The 26271-nt window shown below is 40.2% G+C and carries 24 protein-coding genes; 11 read left to right on the top strand and 13 right to left on the bottom strand.

The genetic code is table 11. From position 1 onward, the window contains the following. Window positions 1-80 precede the first annotated feature (80 nt). The 3 genes from RB215_RS12900 to coaBC form a co-directional block, all read right to left on the bottom strand. Entirely contained in the window at window positions 81-2861 is a 2781-nt protein-coding gene (locus RB215_RS12900; protein WP_193038455.1) for a S9 family peptidase, read from the bottom strand. Between the two features lie 161 nt (window positions 2862-3022). Further along, a complete protein-coding gene (gene slmA, locus RB215_RS12895; protein ID WP_011329292.1) occupies window positions 3023-3610 on the bottom strand; it encodes a nucleoid occlusion factor SlmA in 588 nt (195 codons plus the stop codon). Window positions 3611-3768: 158 nt separating this feature from the next. Further along, window positions 3769-4962 (bottom strand): bifunctional phosphopantothenoylcysteine decarboxylase/phosphopantothenate--cysteine ligase CoaBC, encoded by a 1194-nt coding sequence (coaBC, locus tag RB215_RS12890; protein ID WP_309216523.1) that lies wholly within the window; start codon window positions 4960-4962, stop codon window positions 3769-3771. A 143-nt stretch (window positions 4963-5105) separates the two neighbouring features. On the opposite strand from coaBC, the gene radC reads away from it, so the two are divergent. The 4 genes from radC (at window position 5106) to rfaH (ending at window position 7259) form a co-directional block, all read left to right on the top strand. Then, window positions 5106-5780, top strand: coding sequence for a DNA repair protein RadC (radC, locus tag RB215_RS12885; RefSeq protein WP_182683894.1), 675 nt, complete (start codon window positions 5106-5108; stop codon window positions 5778-5780). Window positions 5781-6053: 273 nt separating this feature from the next. Beyond that, on the top strand, window positions 6054-6290 hold the full coding sequence (rpmB, locus tag RB215_RS12880) for a 50S ribosomal protein L28 (RefSeq protein ID WP_041454777.1): 237 nt from the start codon (window positions 6054-6056) through the stop codon (window positions 6288-6290). Window positions 6291-6301: 11 nt separating this feature from the next. Beyond that, a complete protein-coding gene (gene rpmG / locus RB215_RS12875) occupies window positions 6302-6457 on the top strand; it encodes a 50S ribosomal protein L33 (RefSeq protein ID WP_004335545.1) in 156 nt (51 codons plus the stop codon). Between the two features lie 316 nt (window positions 6458-6773). After that, entirely contained in the window at window positions 6774-7259 is a 486-nt protein-coding gene (rfaH, locus tag RB215_RS12870) for a transcription/translation regulatory transformer protein RfaH (protein WP_011329287.1), read from the top strand. A 57-nt stretch (window positions 7260-7316) separates the two neighbouring features. Here the strand turns inward: rfaH and RB215_RS12865 are convergent, their stop codons facing one another. The 7 genes from RB215_RS12865 to lptD form a co-directional block, all read right to left on the bottom strand. Then, window positions 7317-9332 (bottom strand): methyl-accepting chemotaxis protein, encoded by a 2016-nt coding sequence (locus RB215_RS12865; protein ID WP_089368770.1) that lies wholly within the window; start codon window positions 9330-9332, stop codon window positions 7317-7319. A 253-nt stretch (window positions 9333-9585) separates the two neighbouring features. Continuing rightward, window positions 9586-10404 carry a symmetrical bis(5'-nucleosyl)-tetraphosphatase gene (locus RB215_RS12860; protein ID WP_011329285.1) on the bottom strand — a complete coding sequence of 273 codons (819 nt, stop codon included), beginning with the start codon at window positions 10402-10404 and terminating at the stop codon, window positions 9586-9588. Between the two features lie 12 nt (window positions 10405-10416). Beyond that, on the bottom strand, window positions 10417-10806 hold the full coding sequence (apaG, locus tag RB215_RS12855) for a Co2+/Mg2+ efflux protein ApaG (RefSeq protein ID WP_309216522.1): 390 nt from the start codon (window positions 10804-10806) through the stop codon (window positions 10417-10419). Further along, the gene (rsmA, locus tag RB215_RS12850) at window positions 10790-11596 is read right to left on the bottom strand and encodes a 16S rRNA (adenine(1518)-N(6)/adenine(1519)-N(6))-dimethyltransferase RsmA (protein ID WP_011329283.1); all 807 of its coding nucleotides are present in this window, start codon (window positions 11594-11596) and stop codon (window positions 10790-10792) included. Before rsmA ends, apaG begins: the two co-directional genes overlap by 17 nt. Then, window positions 11593-12585 carry a 4-hydroxythreonine-4-phosphate dehydrogenase PdxA gene (gene pdxA, locus RB215_RS12845; protein ID WP_011329282.1) on the bottom strand — a complete coding sequence of 331 codons (993 nt, stop codon included), beginning with the start codon at window positions 12583-12585 and terminating at the stop codon, window positions 11593-11595. Before pdxA ends, rsmA begins: the two co-directional genes overlap by 4 nt. A 2-nt stretch (window positions 12586-12587) precedes the next feature. Then, on the bottom strand, window positions 12588-13883 hold the full coding sequence (gene surA / locus RB215_RS12840) for a peptidylprolyl isomerase SurA (RefSeq protein ID WP_011329281.1): 1296 nt from the start codon (window positions 13881-13883) through the stop codon (window positions 12588-12590). 98 nt (window positions 13884-13981) lie between these two features. Further along, window positions 13982-16228 (bottom strand): LPS assembly protein LptD, encoded by a 2247-nt coding sequence (gene lptD, locus RB215_RS12835; RefSeq protein ID WP_041454580.1) that lies wholly within the window; start codon window positions 16226-16228, stop codon window positions 13982-13984. Between the two features lie 93 nt (window positions 16229-16321). Here lptD and RB215_RS12830 point away from each other — a divergent pair, with 93 nt between their 5' ends. From RB215_RS12830 to djlA, 3 genes are read left to right on the top strand one after another with little or no spacing between them, the layout of a single operon-like run. Beyond that, entirely contained in the window at window positions 16322-17323 is a 1002-nt protein-coding gene (locus RB215_RS12830) for an aminoglycoside phosphotransferase family protein (protein ID WP_089368768.1), read from the top strand. Continuing rightward, window positions 17320-17973 carry an N-acetylmuramate alpha-1-phosphate uridylyltransferase MurU gene (murU, locus tag RB215_RS12825; protein ID WP_309216521.1) on the top strand — a complete coding sequence of 218 codons (654 nt, stop codon included), beginning with the start codon at window positions 17320-17322 and terminating at the stop codon, window positions 17971-17973. Before RB215_RS12830 ends, murU begins: the two co-directional genes overlap by 4 nt. A 17-nt stretch (window positions 17974-17990) precedes the next feature. Further along, complete coding sequence (djlA, locus tag RB215_RS12820; RefSeq protein ID WP_089368767.1) at window positions 17991-18851, top strand: co-chaperone DjlA; 861 nt, start codon at window positions 17991-17993, stop codon at window positions 18849-18851. On the opposite strand, the gene RB215_RS12815 is transcribed toward djlA, so the two are convergent. Beyond that, the gene (locus RB215_RS12815; RefSeq protein WP_309216520.1) at window positions 18834-19829 is read right to left on the bottom strand and encodes a DUF3530 family protein; all 996 of its coding nucleotides are present in this window, start codon (window positions 19827-19829) and stop codon (window positions 18834-18836) included. The two genes, djlA and RB215_RS12815, sit on opposite strands and share 18 nt — an antisense overlap. A 92-nt stretch (window positions 19830-19921) precedes the next feature. Next, complete coding sequence (rluA, locus tag RB215_RS12810) at window positions 19922-20575, bottom strand: bifunctional tRNA pseudouridine(32) synthase/23S rRNA pseudouridine(746) synthase RluA (protein ID WP_086997723.1); 654 nt, start codon at window positions 20573-20575, stop codon at window positions 19922-19924. Window positions 20576-20712: 137 nt separating this feature from the next. Here rluA and RB215_RS12805 point away from each other — a divergent pair, with 137 nt between their 5' ends. From RB215_RS12805 to RB215_RS17850, 3 genes are all read left to right on the top strand, one after another. Continuing rightward, window positions 20713-20940, top strand: coding sequence for a hypothetical protein (locus RB215_RS12805; RefSeq protein ID WP_011329274.1), 228 nt, complete (start codon window positions 20713-20715; stop codon window positions 20938-20940). Then, window positions 20940-21227 (top strand): type II toxin-antitoxin system RelE/ParE family toxin, encoded by a 288-nt coding sequence (locus RB215_RS12800; protein ID WP_309216519.1) that lies wholly within the window; start codon window positions 20940-20942, stop codon window positions 21225-21227. Before RB215_RS12805 ends, RB215_RS12800 begins: the two co-directional genes overlap by 1 nt. 119 nt (window positions 21228-21346) lie before the next feature. Then, window positions 21347-21406, top strand: a complete 60-nt coding sequence (locus tag RB215_RS17850) for a hypothetical protein (RefSeq protein ID WP_375144260.1) — start codon at window positions 21347-21349, stop codon at window positions 21404-21406. 100 nt (window positions 21407-21506) lie between these two features. Here RB215_RS17850 and rapA read toward each other — a convergent pair whose 3' ends face one another. Then, window positions 21507-24401, bottom strand: coding sequence for an RNA polymerase-associated protein RapA (gene rapA / locus RB215_RS12790; RefSeq protein ID WP_011329272.1), 2895 nt, complete (start codon window positions 24399-24401; stop codon window positions 21507-21509). Window positions 24402-24845: 444 nt separating this feature from the next. Between rapA and RB215_RS12785 the strand changes: the two genes are divergently transcribed. Continuing rightward, entirely contained in the window at window positions 24846-26243 is a 1398-nt protein-coding gene (locus RB215_RS12785) for a PhoH family protein (RefSeq protein ID WP_086997728.1), read from the top strand. Window positions 26244-26271: the final 28 nt, after the last annotated feature.

Raw genomic sequence — 26271 nt, 5'->3', positions numbered from 1 at the left:
TCTATTTATTATAAAGTGGGTAGTAATAAATTATAAAACCCCAATAGACTTAAATCTATCGGGGTTTTTATCATTTATTTTTACTCTTGTATAAATGCTTCGCCTTCTTTCATCCACTTTGCGGCGGGTTTGCCTTTTAAGTAATGATCAAAGTACTGCATCATACGAATCGAAAAATCGACTTGATTAGGAAACTTTTTCAAGTGATGAGGTTCGCCTTCATACTGTAAAAAAGTGGCATCTTTACCCGCACGGCGCAGGGCTAAGTAATACTGTACCCCTTCGTGCCAAGGTACAGCGTCGTCTTTATCGCCAAACATAATTAAAATAGGAGTGTTTACTTTATCGGCAAAAAATACCGGTGAGTTTTCTATGTATAATTCTGGCGCTTCAAAAAGGTTTTTACCAATGCGGCTTTGTCCTGTTTCGTACTGAAACTGACGCGCTAAGCCCGATTTTAAACGAATGCCACTATAGGCACTGGTCATGTTAGACACGGGAGCACCCGATACAACCGCTTTAAACATATCGGTTTGAGTGATCATAAAGGCACTTTGATAGCCTGCCCACGAATGACCTTGTAAACCAATTTTATTTTTATCAGCAATGCCTAAATCAATGAGCTTTTGCGTGGCGTTGATCATGGTTTGCGTTGATGATTTACCTGGGTGGCCTATTTCAAAACGAATGTCGGGTAAAAATACCGCGTAACCGTTTGAGGTAAACATAGGAAAATTAGGGCGGTGGTTTAATTCCATTTTAGGAAAGTCGTACATGCGCTGGCTCATATAACGGTAAAAATACACCATTACTGGTACTTTATCGCCTTTTTTGTAACCCGCAGGTTTAATTAGTACGCCTTGTAAGTCTTCGCCATCAAAGCCTTTGTAGCTTATGAGTTCTGGTTTTTCGCCCCAGGTAAAGTTACTTATTTGTGGGTTAAGTGTAGTCACTTGTTGCGGAGCACTGAAACTAAAGTCAGTTTGATAAAAGTCTGGAAACTGATGATACGCTTGCTCAGTAAATAGGTATTTATCGGCATTTTTTGCTTTTTTAACTAAATCAAAACGTTTATTACCACTGAGCACTTTAGTTACTGTGTTGGTGGTTAAATCAAGCTTGGCTATTTCACTTTGCTTAGTTTGTAAGTTAATAGCCGATATAAGCAATGTTTCGTCTTTTTTAAAGCCAACTTGGCTTTTATCAAGTTTAATAACGCGATATTGAGTATTGGTTTGTTTACCATTAGTTAAACGTTTTGCCTGCTGGCTATTTACATCAAACGCCCAAATATCGTACTTACTGTAAGCAAGTAGTTGGCTGCTATCTTGATTCCAACCGGCAAAACCATAACCTGGTTGGGCAGAAGGGTAGTCGTGCTTGTCATCAGCAAAAGTAGCTTGAATTGCACGTGTAAGCGTAGTGACTTTATTATTTTTTAAATCTTTTAGCTGTATATGGTTATCGCTAAAGTAGGCGGCAAACTCGCCATTAGGTGCCAAACTTGGTTTAAACGGGTAGTTACTAACAATGGGAGTGTGTTTACCTGTATTAATATTTACAGCAAAGTAGTCAGCAAAAAAGCCGCCATACATTATTTTCTCAAGGTATGGGGTATCAGTATAACCAAGCAGTGATGTATCGCGCTGCGGATTAAGCGCAACCTCTGGCATGCTCACAGTACTTAGCTGGGTAACTTTTTGCGAATTTATGTGGTACACCGCGCTGTAATGGCGGTTTTTGTTTTTTTCGTTCCACTGCTGCTGTTCACGCGGTTTTATTTGCGCGTCGTTGTTATGCCATACTTTTAAGCCTTTATGCTCTCGTATAGTGTCAAAGTCGTATAGTGAGGCTTCGTCGCTATACTCTTTAGCTTTTACTTTAGCGGCTAGTTTAGGGCGATTTTCAAAATATAAACGCTCGCCATTTTCAGACCATATTAACGCGGCGGTTTTACCTATTCCCCAATCTTTGTTGGGGGAGTTAATCGTTGTTAGCTGCTCATTTTGCCAAAGTTGTAAGCTGTAGTTACGACGGCGCATGTCGTCGTTAACATAGTTACCTAACGTAAATACTACGCTTGCCTCAGTCGGGTGCCAGGCTATTTTATTGGCCACAACACCAGGCTCATCTATGAGTATGCTGCTTACAAAGTCATTTAAATTAAGCAGTGCTATTTGATTGTTGTTACCATCGCTGTAACTCTGGCTAACTAATAGTTGCTGGTTAGTTGCGCTAACACTGTAGTTAAATACATCTGCAATTGTGTGGCTGCGTTTATTGCTTAAATTTACAATAACCAGCGGATAGGTTTTATCTTCTTTGTCTGGTGTGATGGCGCTATCGTTTTTATTAGCATGAGTGCTGGTACTTTCATCCTCGGCTTTTTCATCATCGCCTTTAGCTGCTTTTTGATCTAAGCGATAGGCAAGCCAAGTTCCATCGTTTGATAACTTATAGTCTTTCACATTACTAAAACTTTGTTGCTCGCCTGTTTGGGTATTTACTAGTACCAGGTTGTTTTTTAGAGCATCTTTTTTATTCGTGGTTTCTTGTTCTAGTAGCGTGGGTACTTGGGTAAATGCGACCCAGTTAGCAGCTTTATTAATAACAGGCTTAGTACCACGCGGTACTTCTGCAATTAAGCTATTACCGCTTAGCGAGTAAACTTGGCCAGTGGCATCACCACGATACGGGGTTGCACTGAGCGATAAAATACGGCCATCTTCAGAAAGTTGTGTTGCTTTGGCTGATTTAAAATCAAACACATCGTTAAATTGTAGCGACTCTTTAGCGTAAACTGTGGTGCTAGCTACGCTGACAATAAGCGCAGAGCTTAAAAGGGTGAGCTTTGTTTTCATTATAGGTTCTCGTTTTTTAGCGTTATTTTATTGTAACGAGTTTTGTCTATAATTCGAGTATATACGACAAGTGGTAGTAAAGCAGAGTTGAAAGGCTGAAGGTGAAAATTTAAAAACCTTGCAAGCGTGGCTCACAAGGTTACGTGTGTTGAATTTGGAATTTATAACCAAATTTTTTGTAGTTCCGGCCATTGTTTTTCAAATTGTGCGCTTGGCTTAGTACTAAAATTACTGCGTACAAACTGATTCATTTTACCTTCAACATAGGCAAGTAAAAAGTTGGCTAGGGTTAGCTCGTCACTTTGAAAGTTTTTACCTTCACGCAGCTTTCTCTCACGTAGTACTTGTTTAAATTGGGTCTCAAGTTTTTCAAAGAAACTTTGCACTCGTTCACGTAACCGCTCTTGCTCACCTTGCAATGCGTCGCCGGTTAAAATACGGGTAATACCAGGGTTCTTTTCAGCAAACGTTAGCAGTAAATGCAAAATATTATAAACGCGGGCTTGGCTTTCTTTTTCGTTTTCTAAAATAAGATTTATACGAGATAAAAGCGTGTCTTCAATAAATTCTATTAAGCCCTCAAACATACGTGCTTTACTAGGAAAATGACGATACAACGCTGCTTCCGATACACCAACCTCAGCGGCTAGCTTTGCTGTGGTAATACGCTGGCCGGGACTGGTTTCTAACATTTGTGCAAGTGCTTGCAGTATTTGCTCTTTGCGATTACTTCTTTTTGTCGCAGGCATGAACATTCCTTTTTTATTAGTTATCTTTTAGCAGGAGCTAGTCATTTTGATTCAAATGTTTAAGGCGCGTTTATATTTAGAATTAAACAAATTTAAACTCTTAAAAGTAAACGCGTGTTTAGCATGTTAATGTTTTATTCAGTTTGTTTCCAGCTCTTTTATATTCTCTGAGCGAGCTGTTGGATCACTGTTAGCGCAATTGCTGTTTTGCTATTTGTTGGTAATTCAAGCTGTTCATTATGCCAGTACAGGGTTAGCGCATTATTGTCAGCGTTAAACCCAAGATCACTTTGTGATACATCGTTAGCGCAAATCATATCCAGGTTTTTATTTTTTAGTTTGCCTTTTGCGTAGTTTGCTACATTTTGTGTTTCTGCGGCAAAACCAACAGTGTAAGGGCGGTTTTGCTGTAAATTAGCTACGTGTGCAATTACATCCGGGTTTTTAACTAAAGTAAGAGTAAGCTCGTCGCCTTGCTTTTTCATTTTTTGTGCTGCAACCGTTGCTGCGCGGTAGTCGGCAACAGCGGCGCAGCCAATAAACGCATCTGAACGCGGTGCGTAGTTGAGTGATTCGTTTAATAGCTGCTCGGCGCTTTCTATGTTGATCAAATTTACGCCAGTAGGGGCTTTTATAGTCACCGGGCCTGAAATTAAATTAACTTTAGCGCCAAGTAATAAAGCGGCCTCAGCAAGTGCGTAGCCCATTTTTCCTGAGCTGTGATTAGATATAAAACGTACCGGGTCAATGGCTTCTCGGGTCGGGCCTGCAGTTATGGTAATGGTTTTACCTGCAAGTAACTGAGGTTGCTCTTTTGCAATACATAAAGCAACTAGCTCATGAGGCTCTAGCATGCGCCCAGCGCCTACATCGCCACAAGCTTGCTCACCCTTTCCTGGGCCCCAAATAAGCACGTTACGTGCTTTAAGTGTGGCTAAATTAGCTTGTGTAGCAGGGTGAGCATACATTTGCTGATTCATAGCCGGTGCGATAGCGACTTTAGCCGGAGTTGCAAGTAATAAGGTAGTGAGTAAGTCATCGGCAATGCCCGCCGCCATTTTAGCAATAATGTTGCTGGTGGCTGGGGCAACTAAAATTAAATCGGCCCACTTGGCAAACTCAATATGGCCCATAGCAGCTTCTGCAGAAGGGTCGAGTAAGAAGTCTGCAACCATTTCACCGCTCACAGCTTGCATAGTTAAGGGGGTTATAAAATGTTTTGCTGATTCAGTCATAACTACTTTAACACTACAACCATGCTCTTTTAAGCGTCTAACCAGTTCTGCGCATTTATAGGCCGCTATACCGCCGCTAATTCCCAGCACTATTTTTTTATTAGTTAAATTAATCATGGTTGTCCATCAGCCTTATTTAATATTAGGGCTAAAATAACAAATCTTGACCCGTACAGCTAAGCTTTTAAGATGAAAATAACAGGCTAATTTTCAAATTTGCATTACAGTTAATATATAAGCCGATTTATCAAGGATGAATAATGCAACTAACCTCACTTCCTAATTCGCAGCGTCCCCGCGAAAAGCTAATCGAAAAAGGCGCAAAAGCGCTCAGTGATGCTGAATTGCTTGCCATATTTTTACGCACCGGTTTGCCGGGTATGAATGTGATTGAGCTTGCCCAACATTTACTTAATGAAAACAAAACGCTACACAATTTATTTAATGCCAGTATGGAAGAGTTTTGTGCGCAAAAAGGGTTAGGTACAGCTAAGTATGTGCAGTTGCAAGCGGTGCTTGAGCTCAGCCAGCGTTATATGCAGGAGCGTTGCCAGCGCGATGCTATATTTAACTCGCCAAACGCTGTATATGATTATTTAACCTTGCAAATGCGTGGTTTGCAGCAGGAGGTATTTATGGTGCTGTATCTTGATAGTCAAAATCGCTTAATTAAAGATGAAATACTTTTTTATGGCACCATTAATTCTGCCAGTGTATATCCACGAGAAGTGGTAAAAGCGGCACTTAAAAATAATGCAGCAGTGGTTATTTTTGCGCATAATCACCCAAGCGGGATTGCCGAACCGAGTCAGGCCGACAAACTTATTACTAATAAATTGCAACAAGCACTGCAATTGGTAGATATAAATGTGCTGGATCATATTATTGTTGGAGGAGAAACCTGTGTTTCTTTTGCTGAACGAGGTCTTATTTAGCTTTACTTTTACAGAAGAGTACTAAAAACGAGCAGTTTAGTGTGTTTTGGCAAATTAGTTTAATTTAAATGCAGTTTTTACTTTCCCTATGGGCTTTCGATCTTTATAATTAGCCGCTATCAAATTTGCACATGAGCTGATTGGATGAGATCAGTTATTTGATCTTCGCCTGTAAAAGCTGTATAAAGAGCGCCCTTCGATTTATCTCTAGGGCACAACTACATGGCCTTAGGGAAAATTAAGCTCGAGCTAAGTTATTGGAGATATATAGACATGGCTAAAGTATGTCAAGTTACAGGTAAGCGTCCTGCGGTTGGTAATCACCGTTCACACGCGAGAAACGCGACTAAACGTCGTTTCCTACCTAACCTACAAACACACCGTTTTTGGGTTGAAAGTGAAAAACGTTTTGTAACATTACGCACTACTACTAAAGGTATGCGTATTATCGATAAAAAAGGCATCGACACGGTTCTTACAGAAATCCGTGCTCGCGGCGTAAAAGTTTAAGGATCTGAATCATGCGCGATAAAATCCGTTTAGTTTCAACTGCCGGTACTGGTTTTTTCTACACTACCGACAAGAACAAACGTAACATGCCTGAGAAGATGGAAATCAAAAAGTTTGATCCAAAGATTCGTAAACATGTTCTTTTTAAAGAAGCTAAAATTAAGTAATTTTAGTTTTCTATTAGAATGTAAAAACCCAGCTTATGCTGGGTTTTTTGTTTTTGTTTTACGTAAAATAATAGCTTAATTGTTTAATATTGCCCTTAGCTTTAGCTTAGAGCTTGCTTCTAATAGCTGTAATATATCAGCGCTTACCCCTCAATTAAAACCTACTCGTTTGATTATCAGCGTATTAAATCACTTTTTCTAAGTGAGTACTTATTTACTGTGGGGCTATTTTACATAAAGGTTTGCATAGGAGTATAATGCTGCGCTCATTTAGTTTATGGTTGTCTTATCTTCAACTCAGGCTGTAGGAATTGCCATGGAAAGTTGGTATTTAGTTGTATGTAAACCTCGCCAAGAAGAGCGTGCGCAGGTTAATTTAAAAAACCAAGGAATAGCGTCATTTTTTCCAAAGTTAACTACTGAAAAGTTAGTTAAAGGACGCCGCACTGTTAAGCAGTCTGCTTTATTTCCTGGTTATGTATTTGTGTGTTTAGAAGCTGAAAATGGTAACTTTTTTGCGGTAAAAAATACCCGCGGAGTAAGTGGCTTTGTAACTTATGGTGCTGCATATCAGCGTGTGCCCGTTGAGTTAATTAATCAGCTTAAAGCAGAGCGTTCGCACTCACATGAATCGCAAGTTCCTAAAAACGGTGACTTGGTGAGTGTAAACAATGAGTCATTTAAAAATATTGACGCTATTTATAAAGAGCCTGATGGCGATATGCGCAGTATTTTGTTCATTAATTTGCTTAACAAACAAATAGAAATTAGCGTGAGTAATCAAGCAATAAGCAAAATCTAATAAAAAAAGGGGAAGTAATAAATTACTTCCCCTTTTTATAAATGTTTATAGCAGTAATTAAACCTTAAAGTTTTCTACTGATAACCTAAGTTCTTCTGCTAGTTTTGCTACTTCTGAACTTGATATGGTCGTTTGTATTGCGCCCTCAGCGGTTTGCTCGGCTATAGCAACAATGGACTCTAAGCGCTCACTTATTTCTTGTGATACTTGTTGTTGCTCTTGCGCTGCCGTTGATATTTCTTCACTCACGTTATGCGCTTGCGATACGGCTAAAGTAATCGAGTCGAGAGCGCTGCTTGCTAAATCGCTTTGCTTAACACACGACACGGCTTGTTGTTTACCTTTTTCCATAGCCGATACAGCGGCTTCTGCACCGCTTTGTAGTGACTCAATCATAGATTGAATCTCTTGGGTTGATTCTTGTGTTTTACTTGCCAGAGAACGTACTTCATCTGCTACTACAGCAAAGCCTCGCCCATACTCACCTGCACGCGCTGCTTCAATCGCGGCATTTAATGCCAATAAGTTTGTTTGATCAGCAATACCGCGAATCACATCTAATATACTGCCAATCGATGCGCTGTCTTTGTGGAGCTTATTAATAACATTCGACGCTTCATCAACTTCGTAAGCTAGTTGCTCAATAGTGGCTTTATTTTGATTTGAAATGTCTTTAACGCGCTCGGCTTCTTTATCGGCATTTTTAATCTCATGTAACGCCTGTTGAGCGCTATTACTTACCGTTTGTGATGTACTACTCATTTCTGTTGTTGCTGTAGCTGCCTGTTCAACTTGTGCTTGCTGATTACGAATTGCTTTACTTGATTCGCCAGTAATTGTTGAGGTTTGCTCTGATGCAGCTGCAAGCTGAGTTGAGCGTGAAATAATGCCTTTAATTAAACTGCGAAGGCTATCAATTAAGGTGTTACAGCTTTTAGATAGCTCACCAAACTCATCTTTGGCACTGTCATCTAAGCGCTGTGTCATATCGCCACTTGCTACAATATCTAAAATGCGGTTAACTTCAGCCAGTGGTTTAGTAATACGATTAACTGTAACGACTGCCACGATAATTGCAATTATGGTGGCTATTATCATGCCTATCCAAGTCCACAAGTTTGCAGAATCTACGTCGCTGCGCACCCCTTTTTGCAATGAAAAAGCAACATCGCTGGCTTGTTTTACAAGTACGTCAATTTGATTTAGCGCTGTTTTAGTTGCTTGCTCAGACTCTGCAAGTTCACGTTCAGTAAGGCTAATTGCATCGATTAAGCGTTTTTTATTCGCAGCAAGGCTATTGTTACCTACAATGTTGCTCTCTAGCGTGTCTACGTATTCTTTTAGACTATTGTATAAACCACTATGGCTTTGCTCTATGGCTGGTTTAATTAGCGCTATGGTGCGGGTCACTTCTTCGAAGTAGTATACTTGTTCATTTTTTACAATATCTAAAGTATTAAGCGTTTTAACCGTTAGCATGTCGGTACTGTTGCTTACTACAGACATAAAATTGTTTTCAAGATTATTAGCAGCCTGGTAAGCGCGTGGGTTACTTTGCTCTAAGCCGTTTATATCAATAATATCGAGTACAATTGAGTTTGCATCTTCGGCGGCAAGCTCTATGCTTTCTAGTTGCGCTTTTAACATTTTATTCAGTGCTAGCTGTTTAGCTTTGTCGGCAAGTAAGCCCTCTACCGTGCTTAAAAAACTTAAATAGGTTGTTTCAACTTGTTGGCTACTTTTACTCAATAGTGGATCGTTTTTAACCACTTCTTGTAATTCACTATGCAGCGTATTGAATAACTGCTTTTGTTCGAGCACTTGGTTTTTTATTGGTTCTAGTTGCTCTGCAGAAGAGGTATAAAAACTAGCTTGAGCAGCTTTGCTCATTAAAATAAACTCGGCTTGTAATTCAGCGCTTTTATTTAAAGCGGGCAGCGACAACTGATTTACTTTTTGGGTGGAGCGATCAATATTTGCTATTTTTATTAAAGAGTTACCGCCAATTATTAAAAGCAGTAGAGTGATGAAAATAAATCCACCCCAAATACGCTGGCTCACTGTTAAATTCATACGGATTTCCATTCTAAAGTATATCAGTTAAAACTTATCGGCTTGTATTGCAATAAGTTAAGTAATTAAAGTTAATTTTAATTGTTTAATCTGTGTTGATTATTTTTAATTAAGCAATGGCCATGCGTAGCTCTAATTATAGGAGTGCTATTTTTGCTACTAGAATATAATGCCAACTTAATGTGAACAGGTTGTAGTTACAAAGTTTCAACATGCGACATTAAACTTAACAGATGTATTACTTTATTTCAGTTTATTTAGACGAAAGTTGTGATTTTTCTACAGTTTTTTGTTTGCTTTTTAATTCTATTAAGGTCATGGCACCTCCCCAAACACATCCGGTGTCTAAGGCTAATAAATGATTATGAGGTGTTTTACCATTTAATGCTGCCCAGTGGCCAAAAATAAGCGTTTGTTTAGCCGTTGTTATTGCTGGATGCATAAACCAAGGGGTTAAGTTATTGCCACTTGTTACTTCCCCTTTTGCACTTAAGTCGAGTTGGTTATCGGCAGTTAAAAATCGCATACGGGTAAAGTAGTTAACTGTGTATCTAAACTTTTCGTAGTTATTAAGTTCATTAGGGTTATTAATGGGGTGAGGTTGGTACATGTTTGCAAAAAAGTCATGCGCTTTAGGCGAGCTGTAACAATGCTGAGCAAACTGAGCATGTTGTAAGGCTTGTGCTATCGACCAGTCAGGGTTGAGCCCAGCATGGGATATAAAGCTATTGTACTGCTTAAGGTAAAGTGCCAAAGGCTGAGTTTGTAAAAATGCAATATAGTGGGGGAGTTTAGTGCTATTGAATACAGCTGCTAATTTATCATTAGGGTTGGGTGGTTTATTAAGTAGATAGCAGGCAATCAGGTGTAAGTCATGATTGCCTAGCGTAACTGTAATGCTATTTTGGTGTTTGTATAAGTACTCTAAACAGGCTAGTGAGTCAGGGCCTCGAGCGACTATATCGCCCACCAAGTAGAGATGATCTTTACTTGGATTAAAGTTAACGCGTTGGAGTAACGCGTTAAACTCGTTAAAGCAGCCTTGCAAATCACCTATTGCGTAGTCAGCCATGCTTATAGTGTACTAGTGCAGTATGTTAGGGCAGGCTAAACGAAACACGTTAATAGGCGCTTTAAACTCAGTGCCAAGCTCGTTACGTAACGTATAATGCCCTTGCATAGTACCTACAGGGGTATCTAGTATTGCCCCACTGGTATATTTATAACTTTCGCCGGGTGCTATAACCGGATTTTCGCCGACCACACCTTCGCCTTGCACTTCAATTTCTTTGCCATTTGCATCGGTAATTAACCAATAACGGCTCAGTAATTTAGCGCTACACAAACTGTGGTTTTTAATGGTTACAGAATAAGCAAATACAAACTTTTCTAGTTCAGGTTGCGACTGCTCTTCTACATAAAATGTTTCAACAGATACCTTTACAGGCGATCCAATATTACTGCTTGTTGTCATAAATCCAATTTGCTATGTCAATAAATTGTTGTAACGATAAGCGCTCAGCACGCAAAGTAACATCTATGCCAATGCTGGTTAGCTCATCTGCAGTTAGTAAGTTGCTTAAACTATTGCGTAGTGTTTTACGACGCTGGTTAAAGGCTTCTAGGCAAACGTTATTTAAAATTTTCACGCTTTTTGCAGTGCGTTGTTCAGGCTTTTTAGGGATTAAGCGAATAACCGCCGAATCAACTTTAGGCGCAGGTTTAAAGCACTCAGGCGGTACTTCTATAACCGGCATTGCATTACAGTAGTACTGAGTCATTACGCTTAAACGACCAAAGGTTTTGCTCCCCGGGCCTGCAACCATGCGTTTTACTACTTCTTTTTGCAGCATAAAGTGCATGTGCTCAATATTGTCTGCAAATTCAAAAAGATGAAATAATAACGGAGTCGAAATGTTATACGGTAAGTTACCAAACACTTTTAGTTTTTTGTCATCTCTCACCAAGCTTGCAAAATCAAAGGTCATTGCATCGCCTTGGTTTACGGTTAATTTAGGTCCCAAAAATGGGTGTTCAATTAAACGCTGTGCCAAATCTTTATCTAATTCTACAACCGTTAAATGGCCGCTTAATTCGGCTACCGGTTCAGTAATTGCGCCAAGGCCTGGACCAATCTCTACTAGGTTATCTTCTGGTTTAGGATCGATTGCGCTCACTATTTTACCGATGATCATGTCATCAAATAAAAAGTTTTGTCCAAAACGTTTACGGGCGCGGTGTCCTAAATGTACTTTATCGGTCATTGATTTTGTGCTTTTTCTTGGGCGAGCTTAATTGCTTCGCGGATCGCTAATTCAAAACTGCCAACATCAGCAGTACCTTTGCCTGCCAAATCCAGAGCAGTACCATGATCTACTGAGGTGCGGATAAATGGTAAACCTAAGGTAATATTTACCGAGTTACCAAATCCCTTGTATTTTAGCACAGGTAGCCCCTGATCGTGATACATAGCTAATACGGCATCGGCTTCATTTAGGTATTTATCTTGAAATAAAGTGTCGGCAGGGAGTGGACCAATCAGGTTCATACCTTGGTTGTTAAGTATTTCAAGTGTTGGAATAATGGTATCTATTTCTTCACGGCCTAAATGGCCATCTTCACCAGCATGAGGATTTAAACCACAGACTAAAATACGCGGCTTTTCTATACCAAACTTAGTTTGTAAGTCGTGGTTTAAAATACTCGCTACTTTGATTAGCCGATCCTCTGTAATAGCACGCGATACATAGGCAAGCGGAATATGCGTCGTTACCAGCGCTACTCTTAGGCCTTGCGTAGCAAGCATCATTACTACATCTGCGGTATTCGACTGTTGTGCAAAATACTCGGTGTGGCCACTAAACGAAATACCGGCTTTATTAATAATACCTTTATGTACAGGGCCGGTAACAACTGCTGCAAAAGTGCCATCCATGTTTTTTTCACTGGCAATACGCAAAGTGTCTAATACGTATTGGCCATTAGCATCGTTAAGCACACCTAGCTCTACAGGCTCAGCTACATCTACTTGATGTAGGTAAAGGCTTCCTGCTGGTGCAGGCGTTGCTGCAGCATGCTGGTCAAACTCTATTAGCTTTATACTTAAGCCTAAATGTTTAGCACGTTGCTTAAGCATATTTGCGTCGGCAATGGCAACAAGCTGTGCGTCCCAAGTTTGTTGGGCAAGTTTTAACAGTAAATCTGGACCAATGCCCGCAGGCTCACCAGGGGTAATTGCGATACGTAATGTCATAGTTATTCGTCTATTGGGAAAATTTCAACATGGGCTTGTTCGCGCATTTCTTGCTGCCAGTTAAAGCTTTCTTCTTTAAATTTACGATTAAATAGCATGCCATGGGCGCGGTTGCGTTTAGCTTGCTCTGTTTTATCAGCTACACGGGTATCGAGTAACTGCACAATATGCCAACCGAATTGGCTTCTAAATGGTTCGCTAATTTCATTTTGCTTAAGTGATAATAAAGTATCTCTAAAGGCAGGAACATAGCTAGTTGGATCAGCCCAATCGTACTCACCACCTTTAAGGGCTGAGCCTGGATCTTCTGAGTATTCTTTAGCAAGTTTTGCAAAGTCGGCTTTATCAGCGCGTAAGTCTTTTACAAAACCGGCAAGCATACTACGTGCTTTTTCTTCACTTAAAATAATAGATGGTTTTATTAAAATATGACGTGAGCGAGTTTCAGTTGTTTCTACAACTTGACGACCACGAACATCTTGGACTTTTATAATATGAAAACCAGCACCAGAGCGCAGCGGACCAATAATAGCGCCTTGCTTTTTACCTTTTACGGCTTCAGCAAATAACGACGGCATTTCGTTAATGCCCATCCAACCTAGTTGTCCACCTTCAAGTGCTTGAGAGCCGCTTGATGATGAAATAGCAATGCGTTTAAATTCTTGCTCGTCATTAAGTAATTCAATTACTTTGTCTGCGCGCGTTTTAGCTGACGCAATTTCATCGGCGCTAGCATCACTAGGAATATCAATTAAAATATGGCCAATGTCATACTCTTCTGCGTTTTGACCTTGGCTTTCCATAATTTTTAGTAAGTTATCTACTTCTTGCTCGCTTACATAAACACGGCGATCAACATTGGCGCGCATAACTTGCTGCGTAGTGATCTCTTTACGAATTTCTTCACGGTATGCTTGAAAGCTTTCTCCCGAGCCCTCAATAGTACGACGTAAATCTGCAATGCTACCGCCTTGCTCTTTAGCCATACTTGCAAGTGTTTGATCTAGTTGGCTGTCTGAAATCTCTAACCCCATACGCTCAGCCATTTGCATCATGAGTGTTTGGTTAACTAATCGCTCTACGGCCTGGACACGTAATGTTTCGTCTTTAGGAAGCTCCTGACTCTGTTCTTCAGCTTGCTTTTTAACACGGTTAACTATGGTGTCCACTTCACTTTTTAAAATAACTCCTTGGTTGACTATGCCAATAACTTTGTCGATTTCAACCGGAGCTGCAAATGCGCTTTGGCATAAGCTAATACTTAAAACTGCTGATGTTAATAATTTTTTTAAATTCATATTCTTTTTACTACTCTTGCTAATAGTACTGTTGTGATCCTAGGGAATACTCAATTTTTAGCGTTAATTAATACTACTTTAACTTTAAAAATAGTGTCCTAGTCATTAAGAAAATACGGTCTACGATAACCAAAAATACCTTGTTGTAATAATTTTTTAGCATCATAACGGCTTTTACTACCTAACCCTTTTAAAACAAAATTCAAACGAATGCTTGAATCAAAAGTCGCCTGTTGTTGCCCTATAGACTGATTTAAGTCGGTAACAATTTGGCGATGGCCAGTAATTTGAAATGCCCAACAGCACGATTCATACTGTAGTCCGCTTAACACTTCGATACTGCGGTTATTTTCAAGGTCGCGGTGATAGCTTGCAATAAACTGCCATTCGTCGCTCACTGGAATGCTTGTAAATAAGCCTGTTTGTTCAATTGCATTACCTGAGACATCATCTGAATACCGATGGTTCAATTGAACTAGCTCATTATCGTCGCCTTTATAGTCGAGCGTTACGTTAGACTGAATAATTTGTTTACCGTCAGTATCATACTGAATACCCGCAGATAAATACCAGCGACGATGCCAATGTACCATGGTTTGTGCTGCAAACAAGGCATTGTAGTTGGTGTCTGAGTTTAATCCTTGTTCTGTAGGTTTGGCTGAATCGCTTAAATAAAATATTTGTCCGGCGCTAAAATTAAATACTTCTTGGTGTTTTTTGTCAAATAACCGAGTCGTTGCACCTAAGGTAAATTGGTTAGCAGCAGCTATTCTATCAACACCTGAAAAGCGTGTGTCTCTAAATAAACCAAAAAAATCATCTTGTAGTTTGGCAGTATCAAATAAGCCAATATCAGATTGATCTTCATTAGGGGTATATAAATATTGTAGCTGTGGCTCTAAAGTTTGAATACCGTCATCAATAAAGTAGGAGGTTTCGCGCTCAAAATTAAGTTGTGTATACAAACGTACTTTTGGCAGTGTACGCGATACGCTTTCGCTGTATTGAGTTCCTTCTAAATCACCATGCTGTTTGTAGTTTGTTTGTAATATGCTTACTTCTGATAAAAACGACCATGCATGTTCTTTATAATCAAAGCGAGCTTTTGGCTCAATATGTATTCGAGTAGCTTGATCAATAATAGCTGAGCTATTAGTAAAGTGGCTCACTTCTCCCGATACACTAAAATCAAAGTTGTCGTATTGCCAAGGTGCGGTTTGGGTAAAACTAATTTGTGGCAAAGCGGTATAAGACTCTAAGTGATCGCCCAGTACTTCAAAGTTTTGTACTGTAATATCGGTACGCCAAGTGTCGCCCATATGAGTAAGCGAGCCTGTTCTGTACAATTGAGTATCGGTTTTACTGGCATAATTAGAGTCTAAATCAGTTAAGTAGTTGTCGTCACTCACGTTTGTTATATCAACATTAGCGCGCCAGTTTTCACCTAAATAGCTTTTTTGTTGCCAATGAAACATATAACGATCGCCAAGATCGGGGTCTGAATCATCTTTATTTAAATATTCAATACCCACTAAGCCTTCATGCTCTTGGGTTAAATATCTAAATTCAGTTTGCAGTTGTAAACCTTTACGCGACATATAACGCGGGGTAATGGTGGCATCTAAATTGGGAGCGATATTCCAGTAGTAAGGCGTAATAGTTTCTAAACCATAGCGATCTGAGCTTGAAAAACTAGGCGTAAGTAACCCAGATTTACGGCGCTCATCAAGCGGAAAGGTAAAATAAGGTAAATATAAAACCGGCGTATCTAGGATGCGTAAAACCGCATTATAGGTTTCGCCCCAGCCTTCTTCGCGAGAAAGGTTAATTTCGTCGGCTTCAATGGCCCACACAGGTACTTCGCCAGGGCAAGCAGTAAAGCTTGCATTCATTAGCATTAAGCCAGACTCATCAACGGTGAGTTTTTCAGCGCCACCTTTGCCTAGCTGTTGTGTTAGGCTATATTGTGCACCAAGTAAGCTGATTGCTGAATTATTTAAATCGGCGTTGAGGCCAGTGCTGTTAACTTCGCTTATTTTGTCGCGATAAGTAATTGGCCCAGTAGCATTGAGTAAACCGCGTTGTTTATCGATTAGTGCAGTTTGTGCGGACAAACTCATATTAACGGTGTTAATATCAACATTACCAGTAAATTCAGCGCTTTGTGTGCCTAAAAGCTCTACGTCGTTAGCGCGAATATCAACCATACCTAGCTTTAAGCCAGGAAGCGGTTGCCAAGCTCTGGTTTGCATTGAAGTGCCACAAAACTTGTGTGTCAGTTCAGTTTCGGCAAGCGATGGTGCGCTCAGTACGCTTAGCATCAATATGCCCCAGGTTTTGCTCATTTATCGACCTTTATACGCTGTGATTAATTTCAAGTAGACATAATAAAGGAAAACAATGGCAAAGTAATTAGTGAAAAATAGATAGCTTATAAAATGACACGTTTTGAACGCTTACAACTCTTTATAAATACTCACTTTAGTGAGCAACAATGCACGTTAGCGGCAATTACTGCCGATGCGAGTTTTCGTCGTTATTATCGCTTAAATTGTGCTAATAACAGCTTTATAGTGATGGATTCCGATCCGCTTAAAGTAAATAATGCGCCGTATATCTCGCTTAATAGCGTATTTACGCAGCAAGGATTTTTATTGCCCGCTATTATTGCCAGTGACGAGCAGCAAGGTTTTTTTATTTTAAGTGACTTAGGCAGCACGCACCTAGCAGACATGCTTGATGATGAGCACCGCACCGAGTATTACCAGCAATTAATTAAGCTGAGCGTACAGTGGGCAAAAACACCTGCAGCCGCTGCTATGCAAGCTTATGATAAAAAGTTTATAGCTGTTGAGCTTGGCATATTCAGCCAGTGGTTAATGCATGACTTCATTGATTGTGAACTAACAGCAGAGCAACAAATGCTGTGGCAAACAAGCTGTGATCTGCTTAGTAATACCATGCTTGCTCAGCCTAGCGTTACCATGCACCGCGATTACCATAGTCGTAATATTATGCGCTGCAACCAGCAATGGGCGATCATAGATTATCAAGATGCTGTACGCGGGCCGTTGTGTTACGACTTGGTATCTTTGTTACGCGATTGCTATTTTAAACTGCCAGAGAGCGAATTAACTCATTTAGTTAAATACGGATACGATGAATTTAATCGCCAAGGTTTAATTGCTAATGTTACCTTTAATGAATTTAAATATTGGTTTGATTTAACCGGTTTACAGCGCCATTTAAAAGCGGCAGGTATTTTTTGTCGTTTGTATTTACGTGATGGTAAAAAAGGTTATTTGGCTAATATACTTCCTACACTTGCATACATTGTAGAGGTAGCTGCTAATTATTCAGAGCTACAGGCCCTTGGCTTATTTATACAAAATACCATTGCTCCTAAAGTGGTTGAGCGCTTGGCTAAGGAGCGCACATGAAGGCGATGATTTTAGCGGCCGGGCGCGGACAACGTATGATGCCACTAACGCAAAATATGCCTAAACCTATGTTGGCAGTAGCGGGTAAGCCATTAATTGAGCATCATATTGTTAATCTTAAAGCGGCGGGTATTACCGAAATAGTAATAAACCTTGCGTGGCAAGGTGATAAAATTAAAGATTATTTTGCCAATGGCAGCAAGTGGGGCGTAAATATACGCTATAGCCAAGAAGTGGCAGGTGGCCTTGAAACGGCCGGTGGCATTATTGCTGCGCTGCCCCTATTAGGCGATACCTTTATTGTTATAAATGGCGACATATATACCGATTACGACGTAAGCGCGTTAACTCAACTGCATTTACAAGCGGGTGAGGCGCACATAGTGCTGATAGAAAATCCACCGCATAATCCTAACGGTGATTTTGCACTCAGTCATTTGTCGAGTGATAGTCAAAAATATACATTTTCTGGAATTGGCCGATATCAAGCCGATTTTTTTAACGATTTTGAGCAAGGTGTTCGTCCGCTTGGGCCTATTTTAGCTAAAAGATTAACTGAACATTTAGTCTCTACCGAACTCTACATAGGCCAATGGGATGATGTAGGTACTCCTGAGCGATTATCAGCACTTAATCAACGACAAATTTAATAGAGGTAATAATTTAGATGTGGGGAAAAATACTCGGGTTTATTTTCGGTTTTATGTTTGGCAAAATATTTGGTGCTATTTTTGGCCTATATCTTGGTCATATGTTTGATAAAAGCTTAAAAAAAGATTTTGATAAAGCCGGTGGCTTTTCAAACTTATTTAAAGGTGACGACGTCAACGAGCGTCAAGCGCTGTTTTTTTCTAGCTGTTTTGCAGTTATGGGGCATATTGCTAAATCAAATGGGCGCATTAGCGAAGTACATATTAAAGCTGCAACGTTATTTATGGACGAAATGGGCCTACAAGGCGAAGAGCGCCGCGAAGCACAACATGCATTTCAGTCGGGTAAAGAAAATGATTTTTCATTAAAAGAAACAGTACAAGACTTTAAAGAACGTTTTGCTAAGCGTTATGATTTATTACAGCTATTTTTAGAAATTCAAATTCAAATGGCATTTTCAGATGGTGTACTCGCTGAGCAAGAAAAACTACTTTTACAAGAAGTGAGTAAACAGTTAGGCGTATCTAGAGCGCACTTTGCTTTTGTATTAAAGCGTTACCAAGCAGAGTTTAGCTTTAGGCAGCAGCAACAGCGTTATAAACAACAGCAACAAGGGCAAAGTAGCAGTTACCGTGAAGGTTCAGGCCATCATGTACCACCTAATAATAATATAAACCGCGCACAAGCGTTGGCATTATTAGGGCTTAATGACTCGGCAACAGCGCGAGAAATAAAGCTCGCGTATCGAAAACTGATGGCGCAGCATCACCCTGATAAATTGGTATCGCAAGGTTTACCAAAACATATGATGGAATTAGCGGTCAAAAAAAGCCAAGATATTCAAGCTGCTTACGAGTATTTAAAAAAGTCGGCGTAAAAAGCCGTCTATTTCTTTACTTAGGCGTGCATGTTGATCGGGCTGATTGCGCAAACCAAATAACTGGCGTTGGCGATAATCAAATTTTGCGTTGCGGTTAACCCAGCGCTGACGATTTTTAAGGTTCATTAAAATCTCGTTGTTATCGTTAGCGTAGTAAATATCCAGTAATGGTGGGGCAATTAAAGACGAAGTTTGGCTTAAGTCTTGATTACGTTTACTGTTAGGTAAATAACTGCTTAAACTTATAAATGCATTAAGTCTTGAGTCGGGAAATTGCGCATAATGTTCAAGTAGCACGCCAGCACTGATCCCCTGGGCAATTACTACAATATTATTCGGCTCTGCCATTGCTGTATTATACAGTGCTTCATAGCGGGCGATTAAATTTACTTTATAGTTATCGAGTACCGCGTCACTCACTTTTTCAATGGCATTAACATGGTGTGGCTCAGCACTTTTGTTTACACCAGTATCCTCAATAGTAGCACTTTCAACTGCAGCACTTTCATTAGCTGTATTTGCATTGTCAGAGCTTTGGGCAAGAATATTTTCAGCTGAGGTGCTTTCAGTTGCAGTGTTTTCGTTAGTTGCAGCAGTGGCTATTTCACTCGCCTGCCAGTTAATATCAGGTACTGTCATTGCGTAGGTAGTGTAGCCTAAATTATTTAGTTCTTTGCGTAAAAAGCTCATTCCGGCATTATTGGTCGCGCTTGATTGCCAATCAGGTATAAGCAGTACAGTGCCTCTAAAATCAGCACTCATATACTCGCTGTACAAGGTTAAAAATTCAGTATCGCCAGCTAATATAGGCTTTATTTCATCATTGGGAAGTAAGTGTTGAATATCATTATTTTCAATACTTGCATACGAGGGTGGGGCAATATGCTCTGCTGCAGTTACTTGCACAGTTAAAAGTAGCGCACAGCTTAGCAGTACGTTTAGTTTAATTACCTTTAAATACTGCGCCAATACCATAACCAACTCAAATAAAAAATATTACTTAGATATCGGCGCAGCAGCAAAAAAGTTTAGCGTAACAGGCTAAACTTTAATATTAATTGTTAGCGCTAAAAATTAGGGTCAGCTTCAAATGTAAGTATTTGCTCAGTAGTTGGATGTTTTAAGCTGAGCATTTGTGCGTGTAATTGCAAGCGCGGCGCCGCAGCGAGTGCCTCTTTGTGCGCGTAAAGCCTATCACCTAAAATAGGATGGCCTAGGCTTAGCATATGTACACGCAACTGGTGCGAGCGCCCTGTAATAGGGGTTAGTTCTACACGGGTTGCATGTGGTTCACGTTCAAGTATTTTAAAGTGGGTAAGCGACGGCTTACCGTTTTCGTGATCAACCATTTGCTTGGGGCGATTAGGCCAATCGCAAATAAGCGGTAAATCAACCGAGCCGGTTTGCGCCTCAAGTTGCCCATATATCCGGGCAATATAGCGCTTGGCGGTTTCGCGCTCCTGAAACTGCATACTTACATGGCGGTGTGCGGCTTTATTCATTGCCAAGCAAAGTATGCCCGACGTTGCCATATCTAAACGGTGCACTATTTTAGCAGTAGGAAAAACTCGGTTAACACGGCTTATTAAGCAATCGGCATGTTTAGGGTCTTTACCTGGCACGGTTAACAACTCGCTAGGCTTATTAACGATGAGTAAGTCCTCATCCTGATACAGAATAGTTAAATACGGATCTGTTGGGGGATTGTAGTTAATTAACACGGCCGACCTCAGTGATTTACAAGGGCGCCATTTTAGTGGAGCGGGCACTAAGGCTCAAGGAAAAAGATTAAAGTTTAATTGCGTGTTTTTCATACTGGTGTAAAATTACACCAGTATGATTTTTTGAGGTATATATTATGGCAAGGCAAAGCATTTCGCTCACTGAGAAAAATGATTTATGGCTGCGTAATCACATTGAAAATGTAGGTGATTACGCGAATAAAAGCGAATTAGTGAATGACTTAATTCGACGTGCAAGAAGGGCTGAAGCTATCAATAGTAAACTGCTTAAATCTGAAAAAAGTGGCTTTACTAATCAATCTGCTGATGAAATCCTGACTGAATTTAAACTAAATGTTAAGTAATGCGAAAGTTTAAACTCTCAAATGATGCTAAAGAAGACTTACGTCATATTTATCAGTATGGCTGTAAGGAGTATTCACAGCAGCAAGCAGATACTTATTTTTATGCTTTTTTTACTCTGTTTGAAAAGCTAGCTGCAAATCCTTATCCCTACCAATCAGTTGCTCATATTCGTAAAGGTTATCGACGTGCCGTTTGTGGCTCAGATAGTATTTATTACAGAGTTTATGAAACTGATGTTGAAATAATGGCTGTTTTGGGTGGGCAAGATATAGAAGAGTGGTTGTGATTTACAAGTGATTTTAGAAAGAGTTGAATAGCACTTAACTAATCGTTTTATAGGGTTTTTATCAAGTTTTAAGGTGAGCTCAGTAATATATTTTTTATTACAACAACGCATGCATTAAGTTGAAACTAAAAAGCCTGAGTTCGATACACTACCGAAATCAGGCTTTATTAGCTGCTTAGAAATGAATCCAACTTTATGGGGTCACTTCAAAATACCGCGCTTTCTTCATTCGCACATTAGCAATTTTTTACTAACGGCTGTCAGCTTATCGCCAAAGCGTTAGTGCGAAACCACAATCAAGCGTATCGCATCTAGTTTTAACTGGGTTTTTTCAATGTAGGTAGTCAAATCTGTGCGTTGCTTATCGTAGAAGGTAATTTCTTCTTGGCGAATATTAGGGTTAATTTGCTTAAGGGCAACTAATCGTTGCTGCTCTTCACTTAGTGATGTTTGCATTTTAGCCAGTGACGCAGCACGAATAACTTCAAGCTTTTCTTGTGCCATGTCTTTTGCGGTGCTGATCATTGGGTGAATAGCACTTTGCAATGCGCCGGCTAGTTTACTGGCTGTTTGGCGACCAACGGCAGAAAGCTGCTGATTAAAGCCGTCAAACGCGACGTTTTCACCTAAGTTATTACCTGCTTTATCGAGTAAAATACGAATTGGCGTAGGTGGTAAAAAGCGCCCTACTTGTAATACTTTTGGTGCCATAGCTTCGGCTACAAAAATAAGCTCAACAAAAAAGGTGCCTGGTGGTAGTTTTTTGTTTTTAAGTAAAGCAACCGATGCGCTACCAAAATCGTCGTCACAAATCATATCTAGGGTGCCTTGCACCATAGGATGATCCCAACTAATAAAGTGCACGTCTTCTTGCGAAAGCGCGGTATCGCGGTCAAATGTAACTGTCATGCCATCTTCTCTTAATGCCGGAAACGAGGCGTTTAACATATGCTCGGTTGGCTTTAAGATAATGGTATTTTCGCCTTTATCTTCTTGGCTTACGCCAAAGGTGTCAAATACGTTAATCATGTAACTAGGCAGTTCAAACTGATTGTCTAGTTTTTCAATATCAGCTACCAAAGAGTCGGCTGCGCCTTGGCCCGATGAATGCAGCTCAAGTAAACGGTCGCGTCCGCTTTCCATTTGTTTGCGCAGTACCGCATTTTTTTGTGCTACTTGCTCAAGTAATGGATCTAACTCGTCTTCGTCGCAGTTATGCGCTGCAATGTAATCAAGTAGGTCATCACGGAATTCTTTATACAACATTTGTCCCGTTGACGAGGTAGATTCGAATGCGTCTAGGCCTTCGTTGTACCAACGTAGTAATACTTCTTGGGCGGTGTTTTCAAAATATGGCACGTGAATGTTCACATCTTGAGTTTGTCCAATGCGGTCTAGTCGGCCAATACGTTGCTCTAGTAAATCTGGGTTTAGTGGTAAATCAAATAACACTAAATGATGTGAAAACTGAAAGTTACGCCCTTCAGAGCCAATTTCAGAACACAGCAGTATTTGCGCGTTGTCGTACTCGTCTGCAAAAAATGCAGCGGCGCGGTCACGCTCAATAATCGACATACCTTCGTGAAAAACTGAGGCTTTAATTGCTTCGCGTTCACGTAGTATTTGCTCAAGGCTGATAGCTGTTTCGGCTTTAGCACATATTAGCAGTACTTTTTCACGCTTAAGGGTTTTAAGAGTGTCGATTAGCCAATCTACGCGAGGATCAAATGCTCCCCAGCTGGCGCTTTCGCCTTCAAACTCTTGAAATATTTTTTCTGGGAATAGTGCGCGCTGTGCACTAAGTTCGGGGTTTTGAATGCCGCTCATATTGCCCAGTACTGTCATTGCTGTTTTATATTGCTTTGGCAATGGCATAGGGTAGGCGTGTAATATACGGCTAGGGTAGCCGTCAATGCCGCTGCGGCTATTTCTAAATAAGATGCGGCCGGTGCCGTGGCGATCCAGTAACATGTTAAGTATTTCTTTACGCGCGGGTAAATCACCTTGCTGTGCTTTTGCCAGAATATCGGTAATGTCGGTTTCTTTTAATAGCTCAATTAAAGTCGCTTTAGCGCTCTCGTCTAGGCCTTGCTCTTGGAGTAATTGATTAGCAGCTTCGGCAACGTCTTTGTAATTTGCTTCTTCTTCTTTAAATACGTCGTAGTCGTAAAACCTGTCTGGATCGAGTAGCTGTAGGCGAGCAAAGTGGCTGCTATGACCAAGTTGATCTGGCGTGGCGGTAAGTAAAATAAGGCCCGGAATATCTTGGCTAAGCTCGGCCATACGTTGGTACTCTGAGCTTGGCTTGCCATTATTAATACTTAAATGATGCGCTTCATCTATTACTAGTAAATCCCAGTCAGCTAAAGTTGCTTGTTCGAACCAACGTTTTTTCTTGGTTAAAAACTCTAGGCTGGTAAGTACCAGTTGTTCGGTATCAAATACATTTGGCGAGTCGGCAAACGCTTCATCGCAACGATCTTCATCAAAAATAGAGAAACGTAAATTAAAGCGGCGCAGCATTTCTACTAACCATTGGTGCTGCAGATTTTCGGGTACTACAATAAGCACACGGCTGGCACGGCCACTAATAATTTGCTGATGTAAAATCATTCCCGCTTCAATTGTTTTACCAAGGCCTACTTCATCTGATAAAAGTACGCGTGGTGCAAAACGTTTACCTACTTCTTGGGCTATATAAAGCTGATGCGGAATAAGATTAGCACGCTGACCAATTAAGCCTTTTATAGGCGACTGTTCACGTTCAAATTTATGTAACCATGTTTGGTAGCGCAGCGTGTAACGATCAAAACGATCTACTTGGCCGGCAAATAAACGATCTTGAGGTTTGTTAAACTTAATAAAATGATCTAGAAAGGTTTCTTTTAGTTTGGCTGCTTCACCATTATCAACACGAGTACCGTGATAACAAAGTAGCTCGCCTTGCACTTCAATAGACTCAACTTCTAATTCCCACTCTTCAACGCTTTTGATCACATCGCCAGGATTAAATGACACACGGGTTACGGGTGCTTCTGCCCAAGAATAAACGCGGCTTTCGCCACTAGCAGGAAATAATATGCTGACCTGACGGCCCTCAATGGCAACAACTGTGCCTAATCCTAAATCTGACTCTGTATCACTGATCCAACGCTGACCTAAGGAAAAATTCATATATGTCTCGTCTATGAAGAAAAAGGCGGCTATGTTACCTGTTAGACAACACCACTGCAAGGCGCTATTAGCCTCACTTTTAATTAATTCGGTAAGTGTGAATTATTCCTAACAAAACGGCTAACATCTGGATCTTTTTTGGGTAAATAAGTACACAGTAAGATAATAAATAGCTCTGCAGCTATTACTTTGAGCGTTAGCAGCATTAAAAAAATTTCCTTGGCAAAACCTACTTAATTAACTTTTATAATGCACTATTTTAGTCAGTTGATTGCTTTGATTTTAAGGTTTAATTAAAACAAAATCGAGTTTGTAATAAAACGGACTTTTATGACAAATAGACTAAACTAAAATTATACCTAAGTAACTAACGAGCCATCACTACTCAAAAGCACTTAGTTAGTTTGGTATAGCATACTCATCATAAAAAGTAAGGAAAGTGCTATGGAAAATGCTTCGAACCTTAAAAGTAAAATGTATGTGCTAGATACCAATGTATTGCTTCACGAACCCCTCGCGTATTTATCGTTTCAAGAGCACCATGTAGTTATTCCGATGACAGTGTTAGAGGAGCTTGATCATATAAAAGATAGAAAACACGATGTAAGCCGTGATGCTCGCGTGGCTATTCGTGGTTTAGATGAAATATTAAAAAATGCCACACCAGAGCAAATGCTCCAAGGCGTAGCCCTTCCTAGCAATAAAAAAGCGAAAACAGCATCAAACGGCACCTTAATTATTGTAAACGATCATTTATTTGCCGACTCTATTTCTGGCCTGCCAGGCAATGAAAACGATCATCGCATTATTAACTGTGCAGTGCATTTACAAAAGCAGCACACAAATAGCAAAGTAATATTAGTCACTAAAGATATAAACATGCGCTTAAAAGCCAAAGGTGCAGGGCTTAATTATGTTGAGGATTACCGCACCGATCAGCTTATAGACGACATTAGCTTACTAACCAGCGGCTACAAAAAAATAGCCGGAGACTTTTGGCAGCATGTTGGCCAATGTAATACTGAGCAATATGGCCGTGAGACCTTGCATCATGTGGCTAAAAACTTAATCCCTGATGTATTTTATAATGAGTATTTAATTGATGAGGGGGATCAGTTTGCAGCGCGAGTTAAATCGTACGATGAGGAGCATATAACCTTAAAAGATATAGGTTATGAGCGATTAATGAACCAAGGTGCATGGGGTATTAAACCAAAAAATATTTACCAAGGTATGGCACTCGATGCTTTATTAGATACCAGCATAGAACTGGTTATTTTAACTGGCCCTGCAGGGTGTGGTAAAACTTTATTGGCGCTTGCTAGTGCACTAGAAATGGTGATCGAAAAAGGCATTTACGACAAAGTAATAGTAACGCGTAATACGCCAGAAATAGCCGAGTCAATTGGCTTTTTACCCGGCACTGAGGAAGAAAAAATGGCGCCATGGCTAGCGGCCATTACCGACACCCTAGAGGTATTACATAAGGGCGACGAAAATCCAATTTCAAGCCGTAATTATATTATGGAAAAAGCCAATATTCAGTTTAAGTCGGTAAATTTTATGCGTGGTCGCAGTATTCAAAATGCAGTAGTTATTTTAGATGAAAGCCAAAACTTAACGGCGGCACAATTAAAAACCATTATTACCCGTTGCGGCGAAGGTACTAAGCTAATTTGTACTGGTAACTTGGCACAAATAGACAGTAACTACTTAACACCGGTTACTTCGGGCTTAACTTATATTGTGGAGCGCTTTAAAAACTTTGAAGGTAGCGCAACAATAAACCTCAATGGTGTGGTACGTAGTCGCCTAGCTTCATTCGCTGAAGAAAACTTATAACTTGCGCTTAACATTATGGCTCGCTAGT

Source organism: Pseudoalteromonas sp. HL-AS2, from assembly GCF_031198805.1.
Taxonomy (GTDB): domain Bacteria; phylum Pseudomonadota; class Gammaproteobacteria; order Enterobacterales; family Alteromonadaceae; genus Pseudoalteromonas; species Pseudoalteromonas nigrifaciens.
Note: the sequence above shows the minus strand (reverse complement) of the source record. Positions and strands in the feature narration are given on the sequence as shown.

Coding starts and splice junctions, on each gene's coding strand:
- RB215_RS12900 (WP_193038455.1), bottom strand. CDS start 2,861: ATGAAAACAAAGCTCACCCTTTTAAGCTCTGCGCTTATTGTCAGCGTA.
- slmA (WP_011329292.1), bottom strand. CDS start 3,610: ATGCCTGCGACAAAAAGAAGTAATCGCAAAGAGCAAATACTGCAAGCA.
- coaBC (WP_309216523.1), bottom strand. CDS start 4,962: ATGATTAATTTAACTAATAAAAAAATAGTGCTGGGAATTAGCGGCGGT.
- radC (WP_182683894.1), top strand. CDS start 5,106: ATGCAACTAACCTCACTTCCTAATTCGCAGCGTCCCCGCGAAAAGCTA.
- rpmB (WP_041454777.1), top strand. CDS start 6,054: ATGGCTAAAGTATGTCAAGTTACAGGTAAGCGTCCTGCGGTTGGTAAT.
- rpmG (WP_004335545.1), top strand. CDS start 6,302: ATGCGCGATAAAATCCGTTTAGTTTCAACTGCCGGTACTGGTTTTTTC.
- rfaH (WP_011329287.1), top strand. CDS start 6,774: ATGGAAAGTTGGTATTTAGTTGTATGTAAACCTCGCCAAGAAGAGCGT.
- RB215_RS12865 (WP_089368770.1), bottom strand. CDS start 9,332: ATGAATTTAACAGTGAGCCAGCGTATTTGGGGTGGATTTATTTTCATC.
- RB215_RS12860 (WP_011329285.1), bottom strand. CDS start 10,404: ATGGCTGACTACGCAATAGGTGATTTGCAAGGCTGCTTTAACGAGTTT.
- apaG (WP_309216522.1), bottom strand. CDS start 10,806: ATGACAACAAGCAGTAATATTGGATCGCCTGTAAAGGTATCTGTTGAA.
- rsmA (WP_011329283.1), bottom strand. CDS start 11,596: ATGACCGATAAAGTACATTTAGGACACCGCGCCCGTAAACGTTTTGGA.
- pdxA (WP_011329282.1), bottom strand. CDS start 12,585: ATGACATTACGTATCGCAATTACCCCTGGTGAGCCTGCGGGCATTGGT.
- surA (WP_011329281.1), bottom strand. CDS start 13,883: ATGAATTTAAAAAAATTATTAACATCAGCAGTTTTAAGTATTAGCTTA.
- lptD (WP_041454580.1), bottom strand. CDS start 16,228: ATGAGCAAAACCTGGGGCATATTGATGCTAAGCGTACTGAGCGCACCA.
- RB215_RS12830 (WP_089368768.1), top strand. CDS start 16,322: ATGACACGTTTTGAACGCTTACAACTCTTTATAAATACTCACTTTAGT.
- murU (WP_309216521.1), top strand. CDS start 17,320: ATGAAGGCGATGATTTTAGCGGCCGGGCGCGGACAACGTATGATGCCA.
- djlA (WP_089368767.1), top strand. CDS start 17,991: ATGTGGGGAAAAATACTCGGGTTTATTTTCGGTTTTATGTTTGGCAAA.
- RB215_RS12815 (WP_309216520.1), bottom strand. CDS start 19,829: ATGGTATTGGCGCAGTATTTAAAGGTAATTAAACTAAACGTACTGCTA.
- RB215_RS12805 (WP_011329274.1), top strand. CDS start 20,713: ATGGCAAGGCAAAGCATTTCGCTCACTGAGAAAAATGATTTATGGCTG.
- RB215_RS12800 (WP_309216519.1), top strand. CDS start 20,940: ATGCGAAAGTTTAAACTCTCAAATGATGCTAAAGAAGACTTACGTCAT.
- rapA (WP_011329272.1), bottom strand. CDS start 24,401: ATGAATTTTTCCTTAGGTCAGCGTTGGATCAGTGATACAGAGTCAGAT.
- RB215_RS12785 (WP_086997728.1), top strand. CDS start 24,846: ATGGAAAATGCTTCGAACCTTAAAAGTAAAATGTATGTGCTAGATACC.